General features: G+C 66.8%; 15 protein-coding genes. 8 read left to right on the top strand and 7 right to left on the bottom strand.

The window, feature by feature from the left end:
- Positions 1–2: 2 nt before the first annotated feature.
- Complete coding sequence (locus tag BBTA_RS10625) at positions 3–455, bottom strand: MarR family winged helix-turn-helix transcriptional regulator (protein WP_041751367.1); 453 nt, start codon at positions 453–455, stop codon at positions 3–5.
- Positions 456–605: 150 nt separating this feature from the next.
- Here BBTA_RS10625 and BBTA_RS10620 point away from each other — a divergent pair, with 150 nt between their 5' ends.
- Positions 606–1,574, top strand: coding sequence for an alpha/beta fold hydrolase (locus BBTA_RS10620; protein ID WP_012042484.1), 969 nt, complete (start codon positions 606–608; stop codon positions 1,572–1,574).
- A gap of 46 nt (positions 1,575–1,620) precedes the next feature.
- Here the strand turns inward: BBTA_RS10620 and BBTA_RS10615 are convergent, their stop codons facing one another.
- Together BBTA_RS10615 and BBTA_RS10610 are read right to left on the bottom strand one after the other, a co-directional pair.
- Positions 1,621–2,397: a TSUP family transporter gene (locus tag BBTA_RS10615; RefSeq protein WP_012042483.1), complete on the bottom strand. Its 777-nt coding sequence runs from the start codon at positions 2,395–2,397 to the stop codon at positions 1,621–1,623.
- A 247-nt stretch (positions 2,398–2,644) separates the two neighbouring features.
- On the bottom strand, positions 2,645–2,839 hold the full coding sequence (locus tag BBTA_RS10610; RefSeq protein WP_041750535.1) for a hypothetical protein: 195 nt from the start codon (positions 2,837–2,839) through the stop codon (positions 2,645–2,647).
- Positions 2,840–3,118: 279 nt separating this feature from the next.
- On the opposite strand from BBTA_RS10610, the gene BBTA_RS10605 reads away from it, so the two are divergent.
- Positions 3,119–4,099, top strand: a complete 981-nt coding sequence (locus BBTA_RS10605; protein WP_012042482.1) for a GTP-binding protein — start codon at positions 3,119–3,121, stop codon at positions 4,097–4,099.
- A 39-nt stretch (positions 4,100–4,138) separates the two neighbouring features.
- Here the strand turns inward: BBTA_RS10605 and BBTA_RS10600 are convergent, their stop codons facing one another.
- From BBTA_RS10600 to BBTA_RS10585, 4 genes are read right to left on the bottom strand one after another with little or no spacing between them, the layout of a single operon-like run.
- Positions 4,139–5,392 (bottom strand): CCA tRNA nucleotidyltransferase, encoded by a 1,254-nt coding sequence (locus tag BBTA_RS10600; RefSeq protein ID WP_012042481.1) that lies wholly within the window; start codon positions 5,390–5,392, stop codon positions 4,139–4,141.
- A complete protein-coding gene (locus BBTA_RS10595; RefSeq protein ID WP_012042480.1) occupies positions 5,389–5,652 on the bottom strand; it encodes a DUF6111 family protein in 264 nt (87 codons plus the stop codon). The genes BBTA_RS10600 and BBTA_RS10595 overlap by 4 nt, the downstream gene beginning before the upstream one ends.
- Positions 5,649–6,311, bottom strand: coding sequence for a CoA pyrophosphatase (locus tag BBTA_RS10590; RefSeq protein ID WP_371260190.1), 663 nt, complete (start codon positions 6,309–6,311; stop codon positions 5,649–5,651). The genes BBTA_RS10595 and BBTA_RS10590 overlap by 4 nt, the downstream gene beginning before the upstream one ends.
- Before the next feature lie 8 nt (positions 6,312–6,319).
- Positions 6,320–6,922 carry a DUF1285 domain-containing protein gene (locus BBTA_RS10585; RefSeq protein ID WP_041750533.1) on the bottom strand — a complete coding sequence of 201 codons (603 nt, stop codon included), beginning with the start codon at positions 6,920–6,922 and terminating at the stop codon, positions 6,320–6,322.
- Positions 6,923–7,185: 263 nt separating this feature from the next.
- Between BBTA_RS10585 and BBTA_RS10580 the strand changes: the two genes are divergently transcribed.
- From BBTA_RS10580 to BBTA_RS10555, 6 genes are all read left to right on the top strand, one after another.
- Positions 7,186–8,184, top strand: a complete 999-nt coding sequence (locus BBTA_RS10580) for a MoxR family ATPase (protein WP_012042477.1) — start codon at positions 7,186–7,188, stop codon at positions 8,182–8,184.
- Positions 8,184–9,140, top strand: coding sequence for a DUF58 domain-containing protein (locus tag BBTA_RS10575; protein WP_012042476.1), 957 nt, complete (start codon positions 8,184–8,186; stop codon positions 9,138–9,140). The genes BBTA_RS10580 and BBTA_RS10575 overlap by 1 nt, the downstream gene beginning before the upstream one ends.
- The gene (locus tag BBTA_RS10570) at positions 9,137–11,959 is read left to right on the top strand and encodes a DUF4159 domain-containing protein (RefSeq protein WP_012042475.1); all 2,823 of its coding nucleotides are present in this window, start codon (positions 9,137–9,139) and stop codon (positions 11,957–11,959) included. The genes BBTA_RS10575 and BBTA_RS10570 overlap by 4 nt, the downstream gene beginning before the upstream one ends.
- A 145-nt stretch (positions 11,960–12,104) precedes the next feature.
- Entirely contained in the window at positions 12,105–14,168 is a 2,064-nt protein-coding gene (locus BBTA_RS10565) for a membrane protein (RefSeq protein WP_012042474.1), read from the top strand.
- A 198-nt stretch (positions 14,169–14,366) separates the two neighbouring features.
- On the top strand, positions 14,367–14,735 hold the full coding sequence (locus BBTA_RS10560; protein ID WP_012042473.1) for a DUF2946 family protein: 369 nt from the start codon (positions 14,367–14,369) through the stop codon (positions 14,733–14,735).
- 157 nt (positions 14,736–14,892) lie between these two features.
- Positions 14,893–17,217: a TonB-dependent receptor gene (locus BBTA_RS10555; RefSeq protein WP_012042472.1), complete on the top strand. Its 2,325-nt coding sequence runs from the start codon at positions 14,893–14,895 to the stop codon at positions 17,215–17,217.
- Positions 17,218–17,274 lie beyond the last annotated feature (57 nt).

Below are 17,274 nucleotides of genomic sequence, written 5' to 3'. Positions count from 1 at the left end.
TGTCACTCCGGCTCGTAGCTATCGAGCGCCGCGCGCAACGCCGTCACGCCGCTCAGCAACTGCCGCGCCTGCGCCGCGGTCAATCCGGAGGCGGCCTGGATGCAGGCCGGGACGGTCGCGGCCTTGGCGCGCAGTGCCGCGCCCGCCTCCGTCAGGCTGATCCGCACCTGGCGCTCGTCCGAGGGATCACGCCGCCGCGCGATGTAGCCGAGCGCCTCGAGGCGCTTCAGCAAGGGCGTCAGCGTGTTCGATTCCAGGAACAGCCGCGAGCCGAGCTCACCAACGGTCTGGTCGTCCCGCTCCCACAGCAGCACCATCACCAGATATTGCGGGTAGGTCACGTTGAGGTCGTCGAGCAGCTGCTTGTAAACGCGGTTGAAGGCGTGACCTGCGGCATAGATGCCGAAGCACAGCAACTCGTCGAGCTTCACCTCCGGGCCGTCCGGGCGCTCCATCGTCTTGCCAGCCATCGTGCCTCGCGACTTGGTCTCCCCGTCCCAATTTATATCGCACACGATCTAATCGCAAGCGCTTGACACCCGGCCTTCTCGCGCCCATAAATATCGTGCACGATTTAATCGTGAACGATATTAAGGAGTACGGCCATGAGCTTCAACGAATCCGATCAAGCATCGCTATCCCGGCGGGTGGCGCTCGCAGCCGGCGCGGCGCTGGCGACGGCACCGCTGCTGACATCGACGCCGGCCACGGCGAAGTCTTCGGCCGACCACGGCGCGCAGCGCAGCAGCACACCGGCCTTCATCACCACCAAGGACGGCACGAAGATCGCCTACAAGGATTGGGGCAAAGGCCAGCCGATCCTGTTCTCGCACGGCTGGCCGCTCGCCGGCGACGCCTGGGACGCCCAGATGCTGTTCTTCGGCCAGAAGGGCTTTCGCGTCATCGCCCATGACCGGCGCGGCCACGGCAGCTCCGATCAGCCGTGGGACGGCAACACCATGGATCAGTACGCCGACGATCTCGCCGAGCTGATCGAGAAGCTCGACCTCACCGACCTCGTGCTCGTGGGGCACTCGACCGGCGGCGGCGAGGTCGCGCACTATATCGGCCGTCACGGCTCCAAGCGCGTCGCCAAGGTGGTGCTCGTCGGCGCCGTGCCGCCGCTGATGCTCAAGACCGAGGCCAATCCCGACGGCACGCCGCTCCAGGTGTTCGACGACATCCGCAAAGGCACCGCGACCAACCGCGCGCAGTTCTTCAAGGACCTGACGATCCCGTTCTACGGCTTCAACCGGCCGGGGGCGAAGGTCAGCGAGGGGCTGCGCGAACAGTTCTGGCGGCTCGGCATGCAGGGCGGCATCAAGGGCGAATACGACTGCATCCACGAGTTCTCGGAAGTCGACTATACCGCCGACCTCAAGAAGATCGACAAGCCGACGCTCGTCATTCACGGCGACGACGATCAGATCGTGCCAATCGCGGCCTCCGCGGCGAAGACCGCGAAGATCGTCAAGGACGCACAGCTCAAGATCTACAAGGGTGGCGCCCACGGCCTCGCCCAGGTCGATCCCGACACGTTCAACGCCGACCTGCTCGCGTTCATCCGAAGCTGAGCACGGTCGTCCGGGCCGGCTCGGCCGGCCCGGAACGCCGTAACGGCTATGCTGCCGGCAGCAGGTGCCGCAGCGCCGATGCGATCATCACGCCGCCGCCGGTGATGACGGCGGCGTCGAGGATCGCGGCATGGATGTGCACCGGCATGCGCGCGACGAAGGCCTTGGCAAGAAAGGCACCGGGCACCGCGATCGCACCGATCAGAAGTGCGAAGGCCAGCACCTGGGCGGTGACAACGCCGGCAAGGCCGAACACCGAGATCTTGATGACGCCGGTCGCCACCGAAATCATCGCGTCGGTGGCGATGACCGCGGCGCCCTCGAGGCCGGCCGCCATCAACAGCGACAGCAGGATTACGCCGGAGCCGGAGGTGCCGCCGACGAGAACCCCATATCCGACAGCGCCGGCAGCCAGCCCGCCATTGCCGATCCTGACCTCACGCTTGCGCAGAATTCGGCGCAGCGGAACGCTCATGATCAGCATCGTGCCGATCACGAAGGCCGCGCCGGCATTGGTCAGGCGGGTATAGCCATAGGCGCCGAGCGCCGTGGTGACCGCGGCCGCGGCGATGACGATGCCGGCGCGCGTGCGGTCGGCATGGCTGATATAGGCGACGACGCGGCTGAGATTGGTGAGGATCGCGGAGATCGCGATGATCGGCACGACCGGCTCGGCGCCCACCATCGGCACCAGCACCAGCGGCATCAGGGCACCCGTGCCGTAGCCGGCGAGACCGCCGATGATCGAAGCGAATAAAGCGACGGAAGCAACGAGCAGGAGCTGCAGCAGCGAGATATCGGCAAAGCCTGCGAGAAAATTCATGCACGTCCGTCGCGGTTGACACGCGCCGCCGCCTGACCGGCGGTCGCGGTCAGCGATGCCGGCCCGGCCGGACGATCCGCCGCGCTAAGCATCCGCTGCGAGAGCCAGTTCATGACCGAGAAGCGGTGCGGCCGCAACCCCGCGCGCGATCAAATCGACGCTTCCGGCAGCAATGCCGCCGAGTCGTGCGCCACGCGCAACGACGCGCGAGCGAAGGACGCCCCCGCGACATGCACCCCGATCCGCTTCAGACCTCGATGAAGTCCTGCGTGGTGTGCTCACCCGACCAGATCTTGTCCGGATCATAGATCCGTTCGCGCCGCTTCGATCGGAAATCAATTCCGCGCACGACCTCACCCGTCCCCCTGAGCGGGCGCTGGCCGTCGCTCGCAACGCCGGCGCTTCCAAAACGAGGTCTGCGGATGATTTCGGATTTGCTCATGGATCCTCTCTGGCGGGAGATTTTGTAATGTTATAACATCACTATCGTCAAGCGAAAGCCGCGCCGCCCCAGGCGAGCAACGGCGGGACCGAACCCGACCCTCCGGCCAGCGAGCGGTCGGCACCAGATCGCGACGACAGCAGCGGGGGCTCGCTTGCGATGGCCCCGTCACGACCGGACGGCTCGCTTGCGACGCAGACTTCAACGACCTCAGACGCCGACGACCCAGACGCCAACGACCCCAGACGCCAACGACCCCAGACGCCGAAAGAGACGAACATGACCGCGGCCATCAAACAGACTCCCGTCACCGTTCTCACCGGATATCTCGGTGCGGGAAAGACAACCTTGCTGAACCGCATCCTGACCGAGACACATGGCAAGCGCTACGCCGTCATCGTCAACGAGTTCGGCGAAATCGGCATCGACAATGATCTGGTCGTGAATGCGGAGGAAGAGATCTTCGAGATGAACAACGGGTGCATCTGCTGCACCGTGCGCGGCGATCTCATCAGGATCTTGCAGGGATTGATGAAACGGCGCGGCAAGTTCGACGGCATCATCGTCGAAACCACCGGGCTCGCCGACCCCGCCCCCGTGGCACAGACATTCCTTGTCGACGAGGACGTCCGCCGCGACACCAGGCTCGATGCCATCGTCACCGTCATCGATGCGAGACACCTGCTCGGAGACATCGATCGCGCGCAGGAGGCGCAGGAGCAGATCGCATTCGCCGACGTGGTGCTCCTCAACAAGACCGATCTCGCCTCGGAAGCGGAGCTTGATACGATCGAGGCCCGCATCCGCCTGATCAATCCCTATGCGACCCTCCATCGCACGCAGCGCTGCGCGCTCGATCTCGAGCAGATCCTCGATCGCCATGCATTCGATCTCGACAGGGTTCTCGCTTTCGAGCCGAACTTTCTCGCCGAGGACCATGACCACGAGCACGATTCCCATGTCAAAAGCCTGTCCTTGACGACGGAAATCCCGCTCGTTCCGGAGAAGTTCTTTCCGTGGATCCAGCAGACGGTCCAGCTGTTCGGGACGGATATCCTGCGTCTGAAGGGCATCCTCCATTTCCGGGACGATCCCGATCGCTTTGTCGTTCAAGGCATTCACATGCTGCTCGAGGGCGATCATCAACGTCCCTGGAAGCCCGGGGAGCCGAGAAGCAGCCGCTTGGTGTTCATCGGGCGCGATCTGCCGGAGGAGATTCTGCGCGACGGCTTCGGCCGCTGTCAGAGCCCGGAGCCGTGACGCCGCTGTTGTGAGGCAATGCCCCCCAGGATCGAACCGTTAGATGCGTCCGTCGCGGTTCACCCGCGCCGCGGCCTGATCGGCGATCGCACTCAGAGAGGCCTCGTCGAGCGGGAAGTCGGCCGCGAGCCAGGCATCCTCCGCAAGCGTCAGCACATGGCCAAGCAGCGGCCCTTCCGCGACGCCGCGCGCGATGAAATCGGCCGCCTTCAGCGGCAGCTTCGGCGGCGTGAAGCGCTGCGGCAACAGCGCCAGCTCGCGCCAGCGTTGCGCATCGTGATCCCGCCCGGCGCGAGCCCAGCCCAGCATCAGACGGTCGCGATAGACGGTCTCACCGAGACGATACAGAAGGCGCCGCGCGCGCGCCTCGTCGGCGGTCGCAAGCCGCCACCAGCGGTGACCCATGCCGTCGAGCGCTTTGGTCTCGGCATTGGAGAGCTTCAACCGCGCGCCGAGGCGGCGCGCATCCTCGGTGACGGCGACGGCGAGCGCCGCAAGGCGCCGAACGGCGCTCGGCGGCAGCGCCAGCGTGCGTTCGATCTCGATCATCGCCGCGAACGGGCCCAGATAAGCGACGCCGCCGAGAATCGCGGTCAGCAATCCGCCATCGGTCATCGCAGTGACCGCGCCGACCGCGCCCTCGGTGACGAGCAGCTTCAGCATCTCCATCCGCACGCGTTCGGCCGACAAGGTGGCGAGCCCGGCCCGACCGGCGATACAGGCGAGATAGCCGTCACGGTCGGGCACGCCGTGGCCGAACGCCGAATGGATGCGGAAGAAGCGCAGGATGCGCAAATAATCCTCTGCGATGCGCTGTGCCGGATCGCCGATGAAGCGCACGCGCCGCGCCGCGATGTCGGCGAGCCCACCGACATGATCGTGCACGACGCCGTCCGGCCCCACCGACAGCGCATTGATGGTGAAGTCGCGCCGATGCGCGTCGCCGATCCAGTCGCGGCCGAACTCGACCTTGGCCTTGCGGCCAAAGGTCTCGGTATCCTCGCGCAGGGTCGTGACCTCGAATGGATGCCCCTCCAGCACCAAGGTCACGGTGCCATGGTCGATACCGGTCGGCACGCTCTTGATCGAGGCGGCCTTGGCGCGGCGGATCACCTCCGCCGGGAGGGCCGTGGTCGCGATGTCGATATCGCCGATATCGATGCCGAGCAGTGCGTTGCGGACGGCGCCGCCGACCACCCGGGCCTCCTCGCCGTCGCTGTTGAGCAGCGCCAGCACGCGCGCGGCCGGACCGGACGAGAGCCAGGGCGCGCTCAGCACCCGTACCTCGGTCATTTCTCGGCTCCGGGAACGAGCCTGCCATTCTCGATATGGGCGGGGACGTAGGTCGAATGCGGCGGCGCGCCGGAGAATTCCGCCAGCAGGACCAGACTTGCAATCACCAGCAACAACGCCGCCACCGTCAATTTTGCGACCAGGTGCAGCGGCCATGAGGCAGGCACCAGGAGCCCGGACCGGGTCGCGATCAAAAACACAATATAAACTGCGAAAGGAATGAGGAAGATTCCGACTTCCGTCAACACGGGTCGGATCATGGCAGATAAATCCGTTCGTAGAGCACGCGCAGGATCCCCGCCGTCGCCCCCCAAATGTAGCGCTCCGCAAACGGCATCGCGTAGTACGAGCGCTCCATGCCACGAAATTCCTTGGAATGCAGCTGATGATTGGTGGGGTCCATCAGGAAGGCCAGCGGCACTTCGAACGCATCGTCGACCTCGCCTTCGTTGATTTTGAGCGTAAATCCGGGCCGTACGCGGGCCACGGTCGGCAGGATGCGGAAGCCGAACGCGGTGCCGTAGACGTCGAGATAGCCGATCGGGTCGACGAAGCTGCGGTCGAGCCCGACCTCCTCCTCCGCCTCGCGCAAGGCCGCGTCGAGCGGCGAGGCGTCGGTGACGTCGATCTTGCCGCCCGGAAACGCGATCTGGCCGGCATGGCTGCTGAGATTCGGCGAGCGCTGGGTCAAGAGCACGGTAGGCTCGGGATGATCGACCACGGGGATCAGCACGGCTGCGGGCCGGATCGGCTGCTCGCGGGCGATGATTTCGAGCATGCGATCGGTGCCGGAATCGCCGCTGGTCGGAATGACGTCCGGATCGAGCAGAGCTTTTGGAACGTCGAAGCGCAACCGCTCCCGGCCACGCGCAAAGAACTCGACCGAGTTCACCTCGGCCGTCGTCGTCCTCACCACCATGGGCTCGTTCAAAGCGCCGCCCTCACCTCTTCTGCGTTGGCCATGGGGAAGAACGCACCGTCCGACTCCACCCCGAACATGACATCACCATCGATCATCCGCTCCTGACCCATGTCAACAAGCTCATAATAGAGCGACCGCGTCACCTTGGCCCAGAGATCGGCGCGGACGTGCAGATAGGGCGTCAATCCGCCGCTTTCGCCCGGCTCGAAGCGCAGCCGGTGCTCGGCGTCGCAGACGACCCAATCGTCGACATTGGTTCGGAAGTAGAGCCGCGCTCCGCCCTCACGCGCCTCTTTCCGCATTTCTACGGCCATGAAGGGCGCATCATCGACGCGAATGCCGACCTTCTCGACCGGCGTGACCAGGACATAACGGTCGCCTTCGCGCTTGAGGATGGTCGAGAACAGCCGCACCAGGGCCGGACGGCCGATTGGCGTGCCCATGTAGTACCAGCTACCATCGCTGGCGATTCGCATATCGATATCGCCGCAAAATGGCGGATTCCACAGATGCACCGGCGGGAGGCCTTTTCCCGATGCGCCGGCCTGTGTCACGGCCGAGGTCAACCGATCGAGTCCAATATCGGTACTCTGCCCTTGCTTCGCCATGGTTTGCCCCGAGTTTGCGTTCGCCTTGGCACGATTGGTGCAAGAATTCATCGCGCTCGTCTGTGCAAAAGTTCCTGACGGCCGTGCACGTCATGTAAGGTCGCCATATCGTGATGCCGTCAATACCCCGTAATGCCGATAATATGGGGATAGTTTAACTCAACGAATACAGCGCCTTCGCATAGATTGGCAGCCGGCTCCTGACAAATTGGAGCGGAACAACCGTCTGAAGGTTGAAATGCGGGGCAGAAGGAGCGACGGGAATGGCTGAGAGTGCCGAGAAGCTCGAGGATGCGATCGTCCGATCCGCCGAACAGGTCTCCGGTCAGGTCCGCGCGGCAAAGGAGGCGATCTCCGGCGTCATCTTCGGCCAGGACCGCGTGGTGGAAAACACCCTGGTGACGATCCTGTCCGGCGGCCACGCCTTACTGATCGGCGTGCCCGGCCTGGCCAAGACCAAGCTCGTTGAGACATTGGGCGTCACGCTCGGCCTCGACGCCAAGCGCGTTCAGTTCACGCCCGACCTCATGCCGTCCGACATTCTCGGCGCCGAGGTGCTCGACGAGAGCACCGTGGGCAAGCGCTCGTTCCGCTTCATTGCCGGACCGGTGTTCGCGCAGCTCTTGATGGCCGACGAAATCAACCGCGCCAGCCCGCGCACCCAGTCGGCGCTGCTCCAGGCCATGCAGGAGCAGCACATCACGGTTGCAGGCGCGCGGCACGATCTGCCCAAGCCTTTCCACGTGTTGGCGACGCAGAACCCGCTGGAGCAGGAAGGAACCTATCCGCTCCCCGAGGCGCAGCTCGACCGCTTCCTGATGGAAATCGACGTCGACTATCCCGATCGCGACGCCGAACGCCGCATCCTGTTCGAGACCACGGGCGCCGAAGAGAGCGCGGCCAAGGGCGCGATGACCGCCGATGCGCTGATCGCGGCGCAGCGGCTGGTCCGGCGGCTGCCGGTCGGCGATTCCGTCGTCGAGGCAATCCTGACTCTGGTGCGCTCGGCACGTCCCGGCGCCGAGGCCGGCGATGCCGGCAAGCTGATCGCCTGGGGCCCTGGCCCGCGCGCCAGCCAATCACTGATGCTCGCGGTGCGCGCACGCGCGCTGCTCGACGGCCGCCTCGCGCCGTCGATCGACGACGTGCTCGATCTCGCCGAGCCGGTGCTGAAGCATCGCATGGCGCTGACCTTCCCCGCCCGCGCCGAAGGCCGCACCATTCCGGACGTGATCCGGCAACTGAAGAGCCGGATTGGTTGATGGCCGCAGCGACAGGGCACGCCGACAAGGAGATCCTCGCAATCCGGCGCGCCGACGGCGAAAGCCGGACATTGGCGTCCTCGCTGCCGCGCCTGGTCCTGGAAGCCCGGCAGATCGCCGCCAACGTCATTCACGGCCTGCACGGGCGACGCCGCGCCGGGTCGGGCGAAAGCTTCTGGCAATATCGCCGCTTCGTCTCCGGCGAGCCGTCGCAGCGCGTCGACTGGCGCCGCTCGGCACGCGATGACCATCTTTATGTCCGCGAGCAGGAATGGGAGGCCGCACACACGGTGTGGATCTGGCCGGATCGTTCGCCGTCAATGGCCTTCGCCTCCAAAGGCGCGCGCGACAGCAAGCTGGAGCGTGCGCTGATCGTGACATTTGCGCTGGCCGAACTGCTGGTCGCCGGCGGTGAACGCGTCGGCATTCCCGGCCTGCTCAATCCGACCGGGAGCCGCAGCGTCATCGACCGCATCGCGCAGGCGATGCTGCATGATGAGACGGCGCGGCCGAGCCTGCCGCCCTCCTTCGTGCCGTCGGCGCTGGCCGAAATCGTGGTGCTGTCGGATTTCTGGTCGCCGATCCCGGAGATCAGCACGATGCTCGCCGGCCTGTCGGCGTCGGGCGCGCATGGCACGATGGTGCAGGTAGTCGATCCCGCCGAGGAGACCTTTCCCTATTCCGGGCGTGTCGAGTTCGTCGAGCCCGAAGGTGGCGAGGTGATCACCGCCGGCCGCGCCGAGAGCTGGGCGCAGGACTACGTCGCCCGCGTCGCGCTGCATCGCGACCAGATCCGCGCCGAGACCGCCAAGCTCGACTGGCTGTTCACGACGCACACCACCAGCCGCTCGGCGGCCGAGTTGCTGTTGTTCCTGCACGCCGGCATGACGACGAGCAAGGTCGGCACCCGCGGCAGCGTCAAAGTGGGCGCAGGCACGAGAGGGCTCGGCGCATGATGGGACTGCCGCTGTCATTCGCCGAACCGTTGCTGCTGACCGGCCTCATCAGCCTGCCCGTGCTGTGGTGGTTGCTGCGGGTGATGCCGCCGCGGCCGCGGCGCATCGAGTTTCCGCCGACACGGCTGCTGTTCGACATCACGCCGAGAGAGGAGACGCCATCGCGCTCGCCGTGGTGGCTCACATTGCTGCGGCTGATCGCGGCGGCGCTGGTGATCTTTGCGGCGGCCGGCCCGATCTGGAATCCGCGCACCGAAGCCGTCGGCAGTAAAGCGCCGCTGGTGCTGCTGCTCGACGACAGCTGGAGCGCCGCCGCAAGCTGGGAGACGCGCATCAAGGCGGCCGACGAGATCATCGCCAATGCCGATGCCGACCGCCGCGGCGTTGCGCTCGTGCCGCTGTCGGAGCCCGCGCGCGATCTCACGCTGATGCCAGCCGGCGCGGCCCGCGTCGCGCTGCGCCAGATTGCGCCCAAGGCCTACACCACCGAGCGCGCCGACGCGCTGCCGCAGCTCGATCGCTTTCTCAAGGCCACGGGCGATGCCGAGATCCTGTGGTTCTCGGACGGCGTCGATCCCGGCCGCGGCAGTGATTTCGTGACCGGTCTCGCCAAGACCATCGGCGATCGCAGCCTGACCGTGTTCGAAGGCGGCACCCTGTCGGCGCTGGCGCTCGCCGGCGCCGAGAATGCCGCCGCCCGGATGACCGTGAAGGTGCTGCGCGCCGATCTCTCGATCCCCGGGGGCGTGGTGCGCGCCCTCGACGCCAAGGGCTCGCCGCTCGGCGAGGCGCAATTCAGCTTCGCCGCCGGTGCACACGACGCGGAAGCCAGTTTCGACCTGCCGGTCGAGCTGCGCAACGACATCACCCGGCTGGAGATCGCGGGCGAGCGCTCGGCCGGCGCCGTGCAGCTGCTCGACAAGCGCTGGCGCCGCCGCGCCGTCGGCATCGTTTCGGGCGCCACCAGCGACACCGCCCAGCCGCTGCTCGCACCGACCTTCTATCTGACCCGCGCGCTGTCGCCCTTCGCCGATCTGAGGCTGGGTGACCGCGGCGCGCCGCAACAGATCATCACGCAGTTTCTCGACCAGAAAGTGCCGATGATCGTGATGGCCGATGTCGGCACGCTGTCTCCGGAGCTGCGCGATCGCCTCAATGGCTGGATCGAGAATGGCGGCGTGCTGGTGCGCTTCGCCGGCCCCCGGCTGGCGCAAGGCGATGACGACCTCGTGCCGGTCAAGCTGCGGCGTGGCGGGCGCACGCTCGGCGGCAGCCTGACCTGGGAGAAGCCGCAGCATCTCGCAGCGTTCGCAGCAGACGGCCCGTTCGCCGGCATCAGCGTGCCGAAGGACGTCACGATCAGCCGTCAGGTGCTGGCCGAGCCCGACGCCGTGCTCGCGACCAAGAGCTGGGCCTCGCTCGAGGACGGCACGCCGCTGGTCACCGGCGAACATCGCGGCAAGGGCCTGATCGCGCTGTTCCATGTCAGCGCCGACATGCGCTGGTCGGATCTGCCGATGTCCGGTGCCATGGTCGAGATGCTCCGCCGCATTGTCGACATGTCCGGCTACACCTCGACGCCGGGGGCGGGTCCCGCCGGCGAGAGCGCCAAGGCGACGCTGGCGCCGCTGCACATCCTCGACGGCTTCGGTGCCTTCGGACCGCCGCCTTCGACGGCCAAGCCGCTGCCGGCCGATTTCAACGACCGGGCTTCGCTCGATCATCCACCCGGCTTCTACGGCCCAGCCGAGGGACCTACCGCAGTGAACACGCTCAGCCCCGCCGATCGCATCCTGCAGCTCGACACCTCTGCGCTGCGCGCCAAGCGCGCGAGCTACACGACGGCGGAACCGCGCGATCTCCGGGGCATCCTGCTGTCGACCGCCTTGCTGCTGTTCCTGATCGACGCGGTCATCGTCGCGCTGCTCGGCGGCGCGCTGGCCGCACTGGCACGCCGGCGGCGCGCCGCGCCGGCGGCGATCGCCTTGGTCATGCTCGCCACCGGTGCGCTGCTTGCGGTCGCGCTGCCAACCGCCGCACGCGCCGACGCGGCCAGCGATGATTTCGCCATGCGTGCAGTGTCGCAGACGCGGCTCGCTTACGTCGTGACCGGCAATGCCGATGTCGATGCGATCGTGAAGGCCGGGATGACCGGGTTGACCTTGTTCCTGGCGCAGCGCACGGCGCTGGAGGCCGGCGACCCCGTCGGCGTCGATCCCGCCCATGACGAACTCGCCTTCTTCCCCCTGATCTATTGGCCGATCGTGCCGGGCGCGCCGAAGCCGCCGCAGGACGCGATCAACAAGATCGACGCCTATATGAAGCAAGGTGGCACCGTGATCTTCGACACCCGCGACGCGGTCGAGGCGCCTCCCGGCGACAACGGCGCCCAGCAGACGCCGGGCATGCAGTCGCTGCGCGACATCCTGTCCTCGCTGGATGTGCCCGAGCTCGAGCCGGTGCCGCGCGAGCATGTGCTGACCAAGACGTTCTATCTGCTGCGCGACTTCCCCGGCCGCTTCACCGCAGGGCAGACCTGGGTCGAGGCGCTGCCCAAGGACGAGGACGAGGACAGCGCGGCCCGCCCGGCGCGCGGCGGCGACGGCGTGTCGCCGATCATCATCACCTCGAACGATCTCGCCGGCGCCTGGGCGCTCCGCCCCGACGGCCAGGCCATGCTGCCGATGGTGCCGGGCGAGCCGCGCCAGCGCGAATTCGCCTTCCGCGCCGGCGTCAACATCGTGATGTACACGTTGACCGGCAACTACAAGGCCGACCAGGTGCATGCACCGGCGCTGATCGAACGGCTCGGGCAGTGACCATGGTCGTCATGAACATCGGTCCCGCCCCAATCTCCGCCGTCATGCCCGGGCTTGTCCCGGGCATCCACGTCTCTCCGTTCTCTCAGCACGACGTGGATGGCCGGGACGGGCCCGGCCATGACGAAGCCAGCGAGTTTGCCTCATGAACTACGGCATCGCGTTCACGCCTCTGGTTCCGACATTGGTGCTGTGGCTGGCGATCGGCGCGATCGTGGTCATCGCGGCGCTGCTGTTGCTCGGCCGCTCGCGCTCGGCCTGGATCCGCGTCACTGCGCTCGCGCTGATCGCGCTGGCGCTCGCCAATCCGCAGTTCACGCGCGAGGACCGCGAGCCGTTGAGCTCGGTGGCCGCCGTCGTCGTCGACAAGAGCCCGAGCCAGAATTTCGGCGACCGCAACAAGCAGACGCAGGCGGCCCAGGAGGCGCTGGTCGACAGCCTGAAGAAGATCAAGGGCCTCGAGGTCCGCGTCGTCGATGCCGGCCAGGCCGATGGCGAGACCGACGGCACGCATCTGTTCGGCGCGCTGACCTCGGCGCTGTCGGACGTGCCGGTCGATCGCGTCGCCGGCGCCTTCCTGATCACCGACGGCCGCGTGCATGACATTCCCGGCAGTGTCGCAGCCCTCGGCTTCCAGGCGCCGCTGCAGGCGCTGATCACCGGACAGAATGCCGAGCGCGACCGCCGCATCGCCATCACCGCCGCACCGCGCTTCGGCATCGTCGGCCAGCCGCAGACGATCAGCTTCCGGCTCGACGATCAGGGCGTCAGTGGCGCCAGCGCCAAGGTCGTGATCCGCCGCGACGGCGAGGTCATCAGCGAGCGCACCTTGACCAGCGGTCAGGCCGCCAATGTCGACGTGGACATCAAGCATGAAGGCCAGAACATCGTCGAGATCGAGGCCTCCCCGCTCGACAACGAGCTGACGCTCGTCAACAACCGTGCTGTCGTGTCGATCGACGGCGTGCGCGACAAACTGCGCGTGCTGCTGGTGTCGGGCGAGCCGCATTCCGGCGAGCGCACTTGGCGCAACCTGTTGAAGTCGGACGCCAGCATCGACCTCGTCCACTTCACCATCCTGCGGCCGCCGGAGAAGCAGGACGGCACGCCGATCAACGAGCTGTCGCTGATCGCGTTTCCGACCCGCGAGCTGTTCCAGCAGAAGATCAACGAATTCCAGCTGATCATCTTCGATCGCTACGCCCGCCAGGGCGTGCTGCCGATCGCCTATTTCGACAATATCGCCCGCTACGTCAGGAATGGCGGCGCGGTGCTGGTGTCGGCCGGGCCGGACTACGCCTCCAACACCAGCATCTGGCGCACGCCGCTGGACTCGGTGCTGCCCGCCGAACCGGTCGGCGTGACCGAGAAGCCGTTTTATGCGCATCTCTCCGACGCCGGCAAACGCCACCCGGTCACGCGCGGGCTCGAAGGCTCGGCCTCCGAGCCGCCGCATTGGAGCCGCTTCTTCCGCACCGTCGAGACCCGCAACGCGGTCAGCCCGCCGGTCATGACCGGCGCCGACGGCAAGCCGCTCTTGCTGCTGTCGCGCTTCGGCGCCGGCCGCGTCGCGCTGCTGCTGTCCGACCACATCTGGCTGTGGGCACGCGGCTATGAAGGCGGCGGTCCACATCTCGATCTGCTGCGGCGCATGTCGCATTGGCTGATGCAGCAGCCTGACCTCGACGAGGAGGCGCTGCGGCTGCAGGTCCAGGGCAAGGACCTCGCCGTCATCCGCCAGACCATGGGCGACACCGTGCCGCCGGTGACCGTGACGTCACCGTCGGGCCAGACGCGTGAGCTCACCCTGGCCCAAGGCGATCCTGGCGAATGGCGCGCGACCCTGCCCGCCAACGAGCTCGGCCTGTGGCAGGCCACCGACGGCACCTTGAAGGCGCTGATCAATGTCGGGCCGACCAATCCCAAGGAGTTCTCCGAGGTCACCTCCACCACCGAGACCCTGAAGCCGCTGGCGCAGGCGACCGGCGGCGATGCCCGCCGCATCGGCGATGGATCGGGCATCGACATGCCGCGCATCGTCCCGGTCCGCTCGTCGACGCTGTTCAGCGGCGATGGCTGGATGGGCGTGCGGATCCGCGATGCCAGCGTGGTCAAGGGCGTCGGCGTGCTGCCGATGTTCGCCGGCGTGATCGGCCTCCTGCTGCTGCTCGGCGCGCTCGCCGCGACCTGGGTTCGCGAGGGACGCTGAGACCAATCGTTCGGGTGCGGCCCTTCATGCGCATCCGGACGCGTCAGCGTGGCGCTGAGGGCACAGCTGGGCCGATTCAGTGGCCATTTGTCGTCGGCTGATTGACAGTTCCTGATCCCCCCTGCGATGTTACTTTGTAACAATGGCTGAGCCTCTCAGCTGAACGGGGTGGCCGATCGACATGAGCCAATGCTGGCCATGAGCTGGTTTCGCGCGAACATCAAACATGGATCGCGGCTGGCGCTGTGTGCGCTGCTGCTGCAGTTCGCGCTCGCCTTCGGTCATGTTCATTGGCTCGCAGCGCAGGCTCAGGATGGCGCGGCGGTCAATATCGCCAGCGTTCGCACCGGCTCGCCGGCAAGTCCCGATCCCGATCAGCAGCCGTCCGCAGACAACTGCGCCATCTGCGCCGTCATGGCGATGGCGCAGTCGATCCTGCTGTCCCCGGCGCCGGTTCTCGCCCTTCCCGCCCCCGTCGCGTTTCGTCTGCCCGACGCGATCACTGCTCCGCTCGCCGCCGTCGCGGTCAGCACGGCGTTCCAGCCGCGCGCCCCTCCCACCGCCTGATCTCAACCACGCGAAACATCGCCACCGCTGCGCGCACGCGCGCAGCGACAGCATGCACGAATGGGGCCGGCGCAAGCCGGCGGCAGGCGCATCCCACAAGCGACGATGTGGGACGCCTGATCAGAATCAGGAATGGAAAATGTTGCCCAGAGCTTTGATGTCAGGCTGCAGCGCCGCAGCCATTTTGTGCCTTTTCAGCGCCTCCGCGCGTGCCGATGATCCAAAGCCGGCGGCCGAACTGCCTGAAGTCAACGTCACCGCGCCGAGCCCGATCCGAGCGCGCAAGCCGGTGGTGCCGCGGCCCAATCCGACCACGCGCGTGGCGCGCGGCGGCACCCGTGCGCCGGCGCCCGCGCGCGAAACACCGGCCGCGCCGCCGCCCCCCCAGCAAGGCGTGCTGCCGGTCGTGACCGATCAGTTCGCCACCGTCACGGTGGTGCCGAACGAGGAGCTTCGCCGCTCCGGTGCCGCCACACTCGGCGATCTGCTGAACTCGAAGCCGGGCATCACCGGCTCCAGCTTCGCACCGGGCGCCTCGAGCAGGCCGATCATCCGCGGCCTCGATGTCAACCGCGTGGGCATTGTCGAGAACGGCATCGGCGGCGGCGGCGCCTCGGATCTCGGCGAGGACCATTTCGTCCCGATCGATCCGCTCACCAGCGATCAGATCGAGGTGGTCCGCGGTCCTGCGGCGCTGCGCTATGGCTCGACGTCGATCGGCGGCGTCGTCAGCGCCACCAACAATCGCATCCCGCAGGCGCTGCCGACGTGCTCGACCGCGCCGTTTCAGAGCTATGGCCTGCCCGCGACCGCGCCCGCGGCGGCAAGTGCGCCCTGCGTCACGGCCGAGACGCGCACCTCCTTCAGCTCGGTCGATCGCGGCGTCGAAGGCGGCGTGCTGCTCGATGCCGGCGGCGGCAATTTTGCCCTTCACGCCGACGCCTATGGCCGCAAGACCGGTGATTATTCCATTCCGGGCTATCCGTATCTGTTCGACCAGACCCGTCCGGTGAACGGCCGGCAGCCCAATTCGGCGGTGCAGAATGACGGCGCCTCGATCGGCGGCAGCTATTTCTTCAGCGGCGGCTTCATCGGCGCGGCGATCACGCAGACCGACGCGCTCTACCACATTCCGGGAACCGACGGATCCGACAACCGGACGCGCATCGATGCGCATCAGACCAAGATCACCGCGAAGGGCGAGTACCGGCCGGACTCGGCGGCGATCGACGCGATCCGCTTCTGGGCCGGTGCGACCGACTACCGGCACAATGAAATCGGACTCGCCGATGTGACCAACCCGGCGACCGACGGCGTCCGCCAGACCTTCACCAACCGCGAGCAGGAAATCCGCGTCGAAATGCAGATGATGCCGGTCAATCTGCGCTTCGCCACGCTGACGACGGCCTATGGCCTACAGGCGGGTCACCAGGAGCTCAACGCGCCGAGCCCGGACAATCCAGGCACCGTCTTCAACGGCCTGTTCGGGCCTAACACCAACAACCGCGTTGCCGGCTACGTCTTCAATGAACTCGCCTTCACGCCCACGACCAAAGCGCAGGTCGCCGGCCGCATCGAGCACGTCTCGTTGAACGGCTCCACGCCCGACTTCCCGGCGGACTTTCTTCCGAACGGCGCGCCGCAAGCCAACATCGCCCGCAACCCGTCTTACACGCCGAAGAGCGCGAGCGTCGGCCTGTTGCAGGATCTGCCCGGCGATCTGGTGGCGAGCATCACGGCCCAATATGTCGAGCGTGCGCCGAAGGCGGCCGAACTGTTCTCGCGCGGCGGGCATGATGCGACCGCGACCTTCGACATCGGCAACCCGAACCTGACGATCGAGACCGCCAAGACCGTCGAGGTCGGCCTGCGCAAGGCTACCGGTCCGTTCCGCTTCGAGGCGACCGCCTACTACACGCAGTTCAGCAACTTCATCTATCGCCGTCTCACCGGCGTGATGTGCAGCGACGATTTCGACTCATGCGGCACTGCGGGTGCCAATCTCAACCAGGCGGTCTATTCGCAGCGTAACGCGCTGTTCCGCGGCGCCGAGTTCCAGAGCCAGTTCGATGTCGCTCCGCTCGGCACCGGCATCTGGGGCATCGAGAACCAGTTCGACGTCGTCCGGGCGACATTCCCTGACGGCACCAACGTGCCGCGGATTCCGCCGCTGCGCATCGGCGGCGGCCTGTTCTGGCGCGACGCGAACTGGCTGACACGCGTCAACCTGTTGCACGCCTTCGCCCAGAACGACATCGCCCCGATCGCGGAAACGCCGACTCCGGGCTACAACCTGCTGAAGGCCGAGGTCAGCTACCGGACCAAGCTCGATCCGAACATGTTCGGCGCGCGCGAGATGCTGGTCGGCCTGGTCGGCAACAACCTGCTGAACGAGAAGATCCGCAACTCCGTGTCCTACACCAAGGATCAGGTCCTGCTGCCCGGCATCGGGGTGCGGATATTTGCCAATCTGAAGTTCTGATCACGAACTCGGAGGAGCGCAGAAGCCGACCAACCTGCGCTCCCTCCTTCGTCATTG

It is taken from the genome of Bradyrhizobium sp. BTAi1 (assembly GCF_000015165.1).
GTDB lineage: Bacteria > Pseudomonadota > Alphaproteobacteria > Rhizobiales > Xanthobacteraceae > Bradyrhizobium > Bradyrhizobium denitrificans.
Note: the sequence above shows the minus strand (reverse complement) of the source record. Positions and strands in the feature narration are given on the sequence as shown.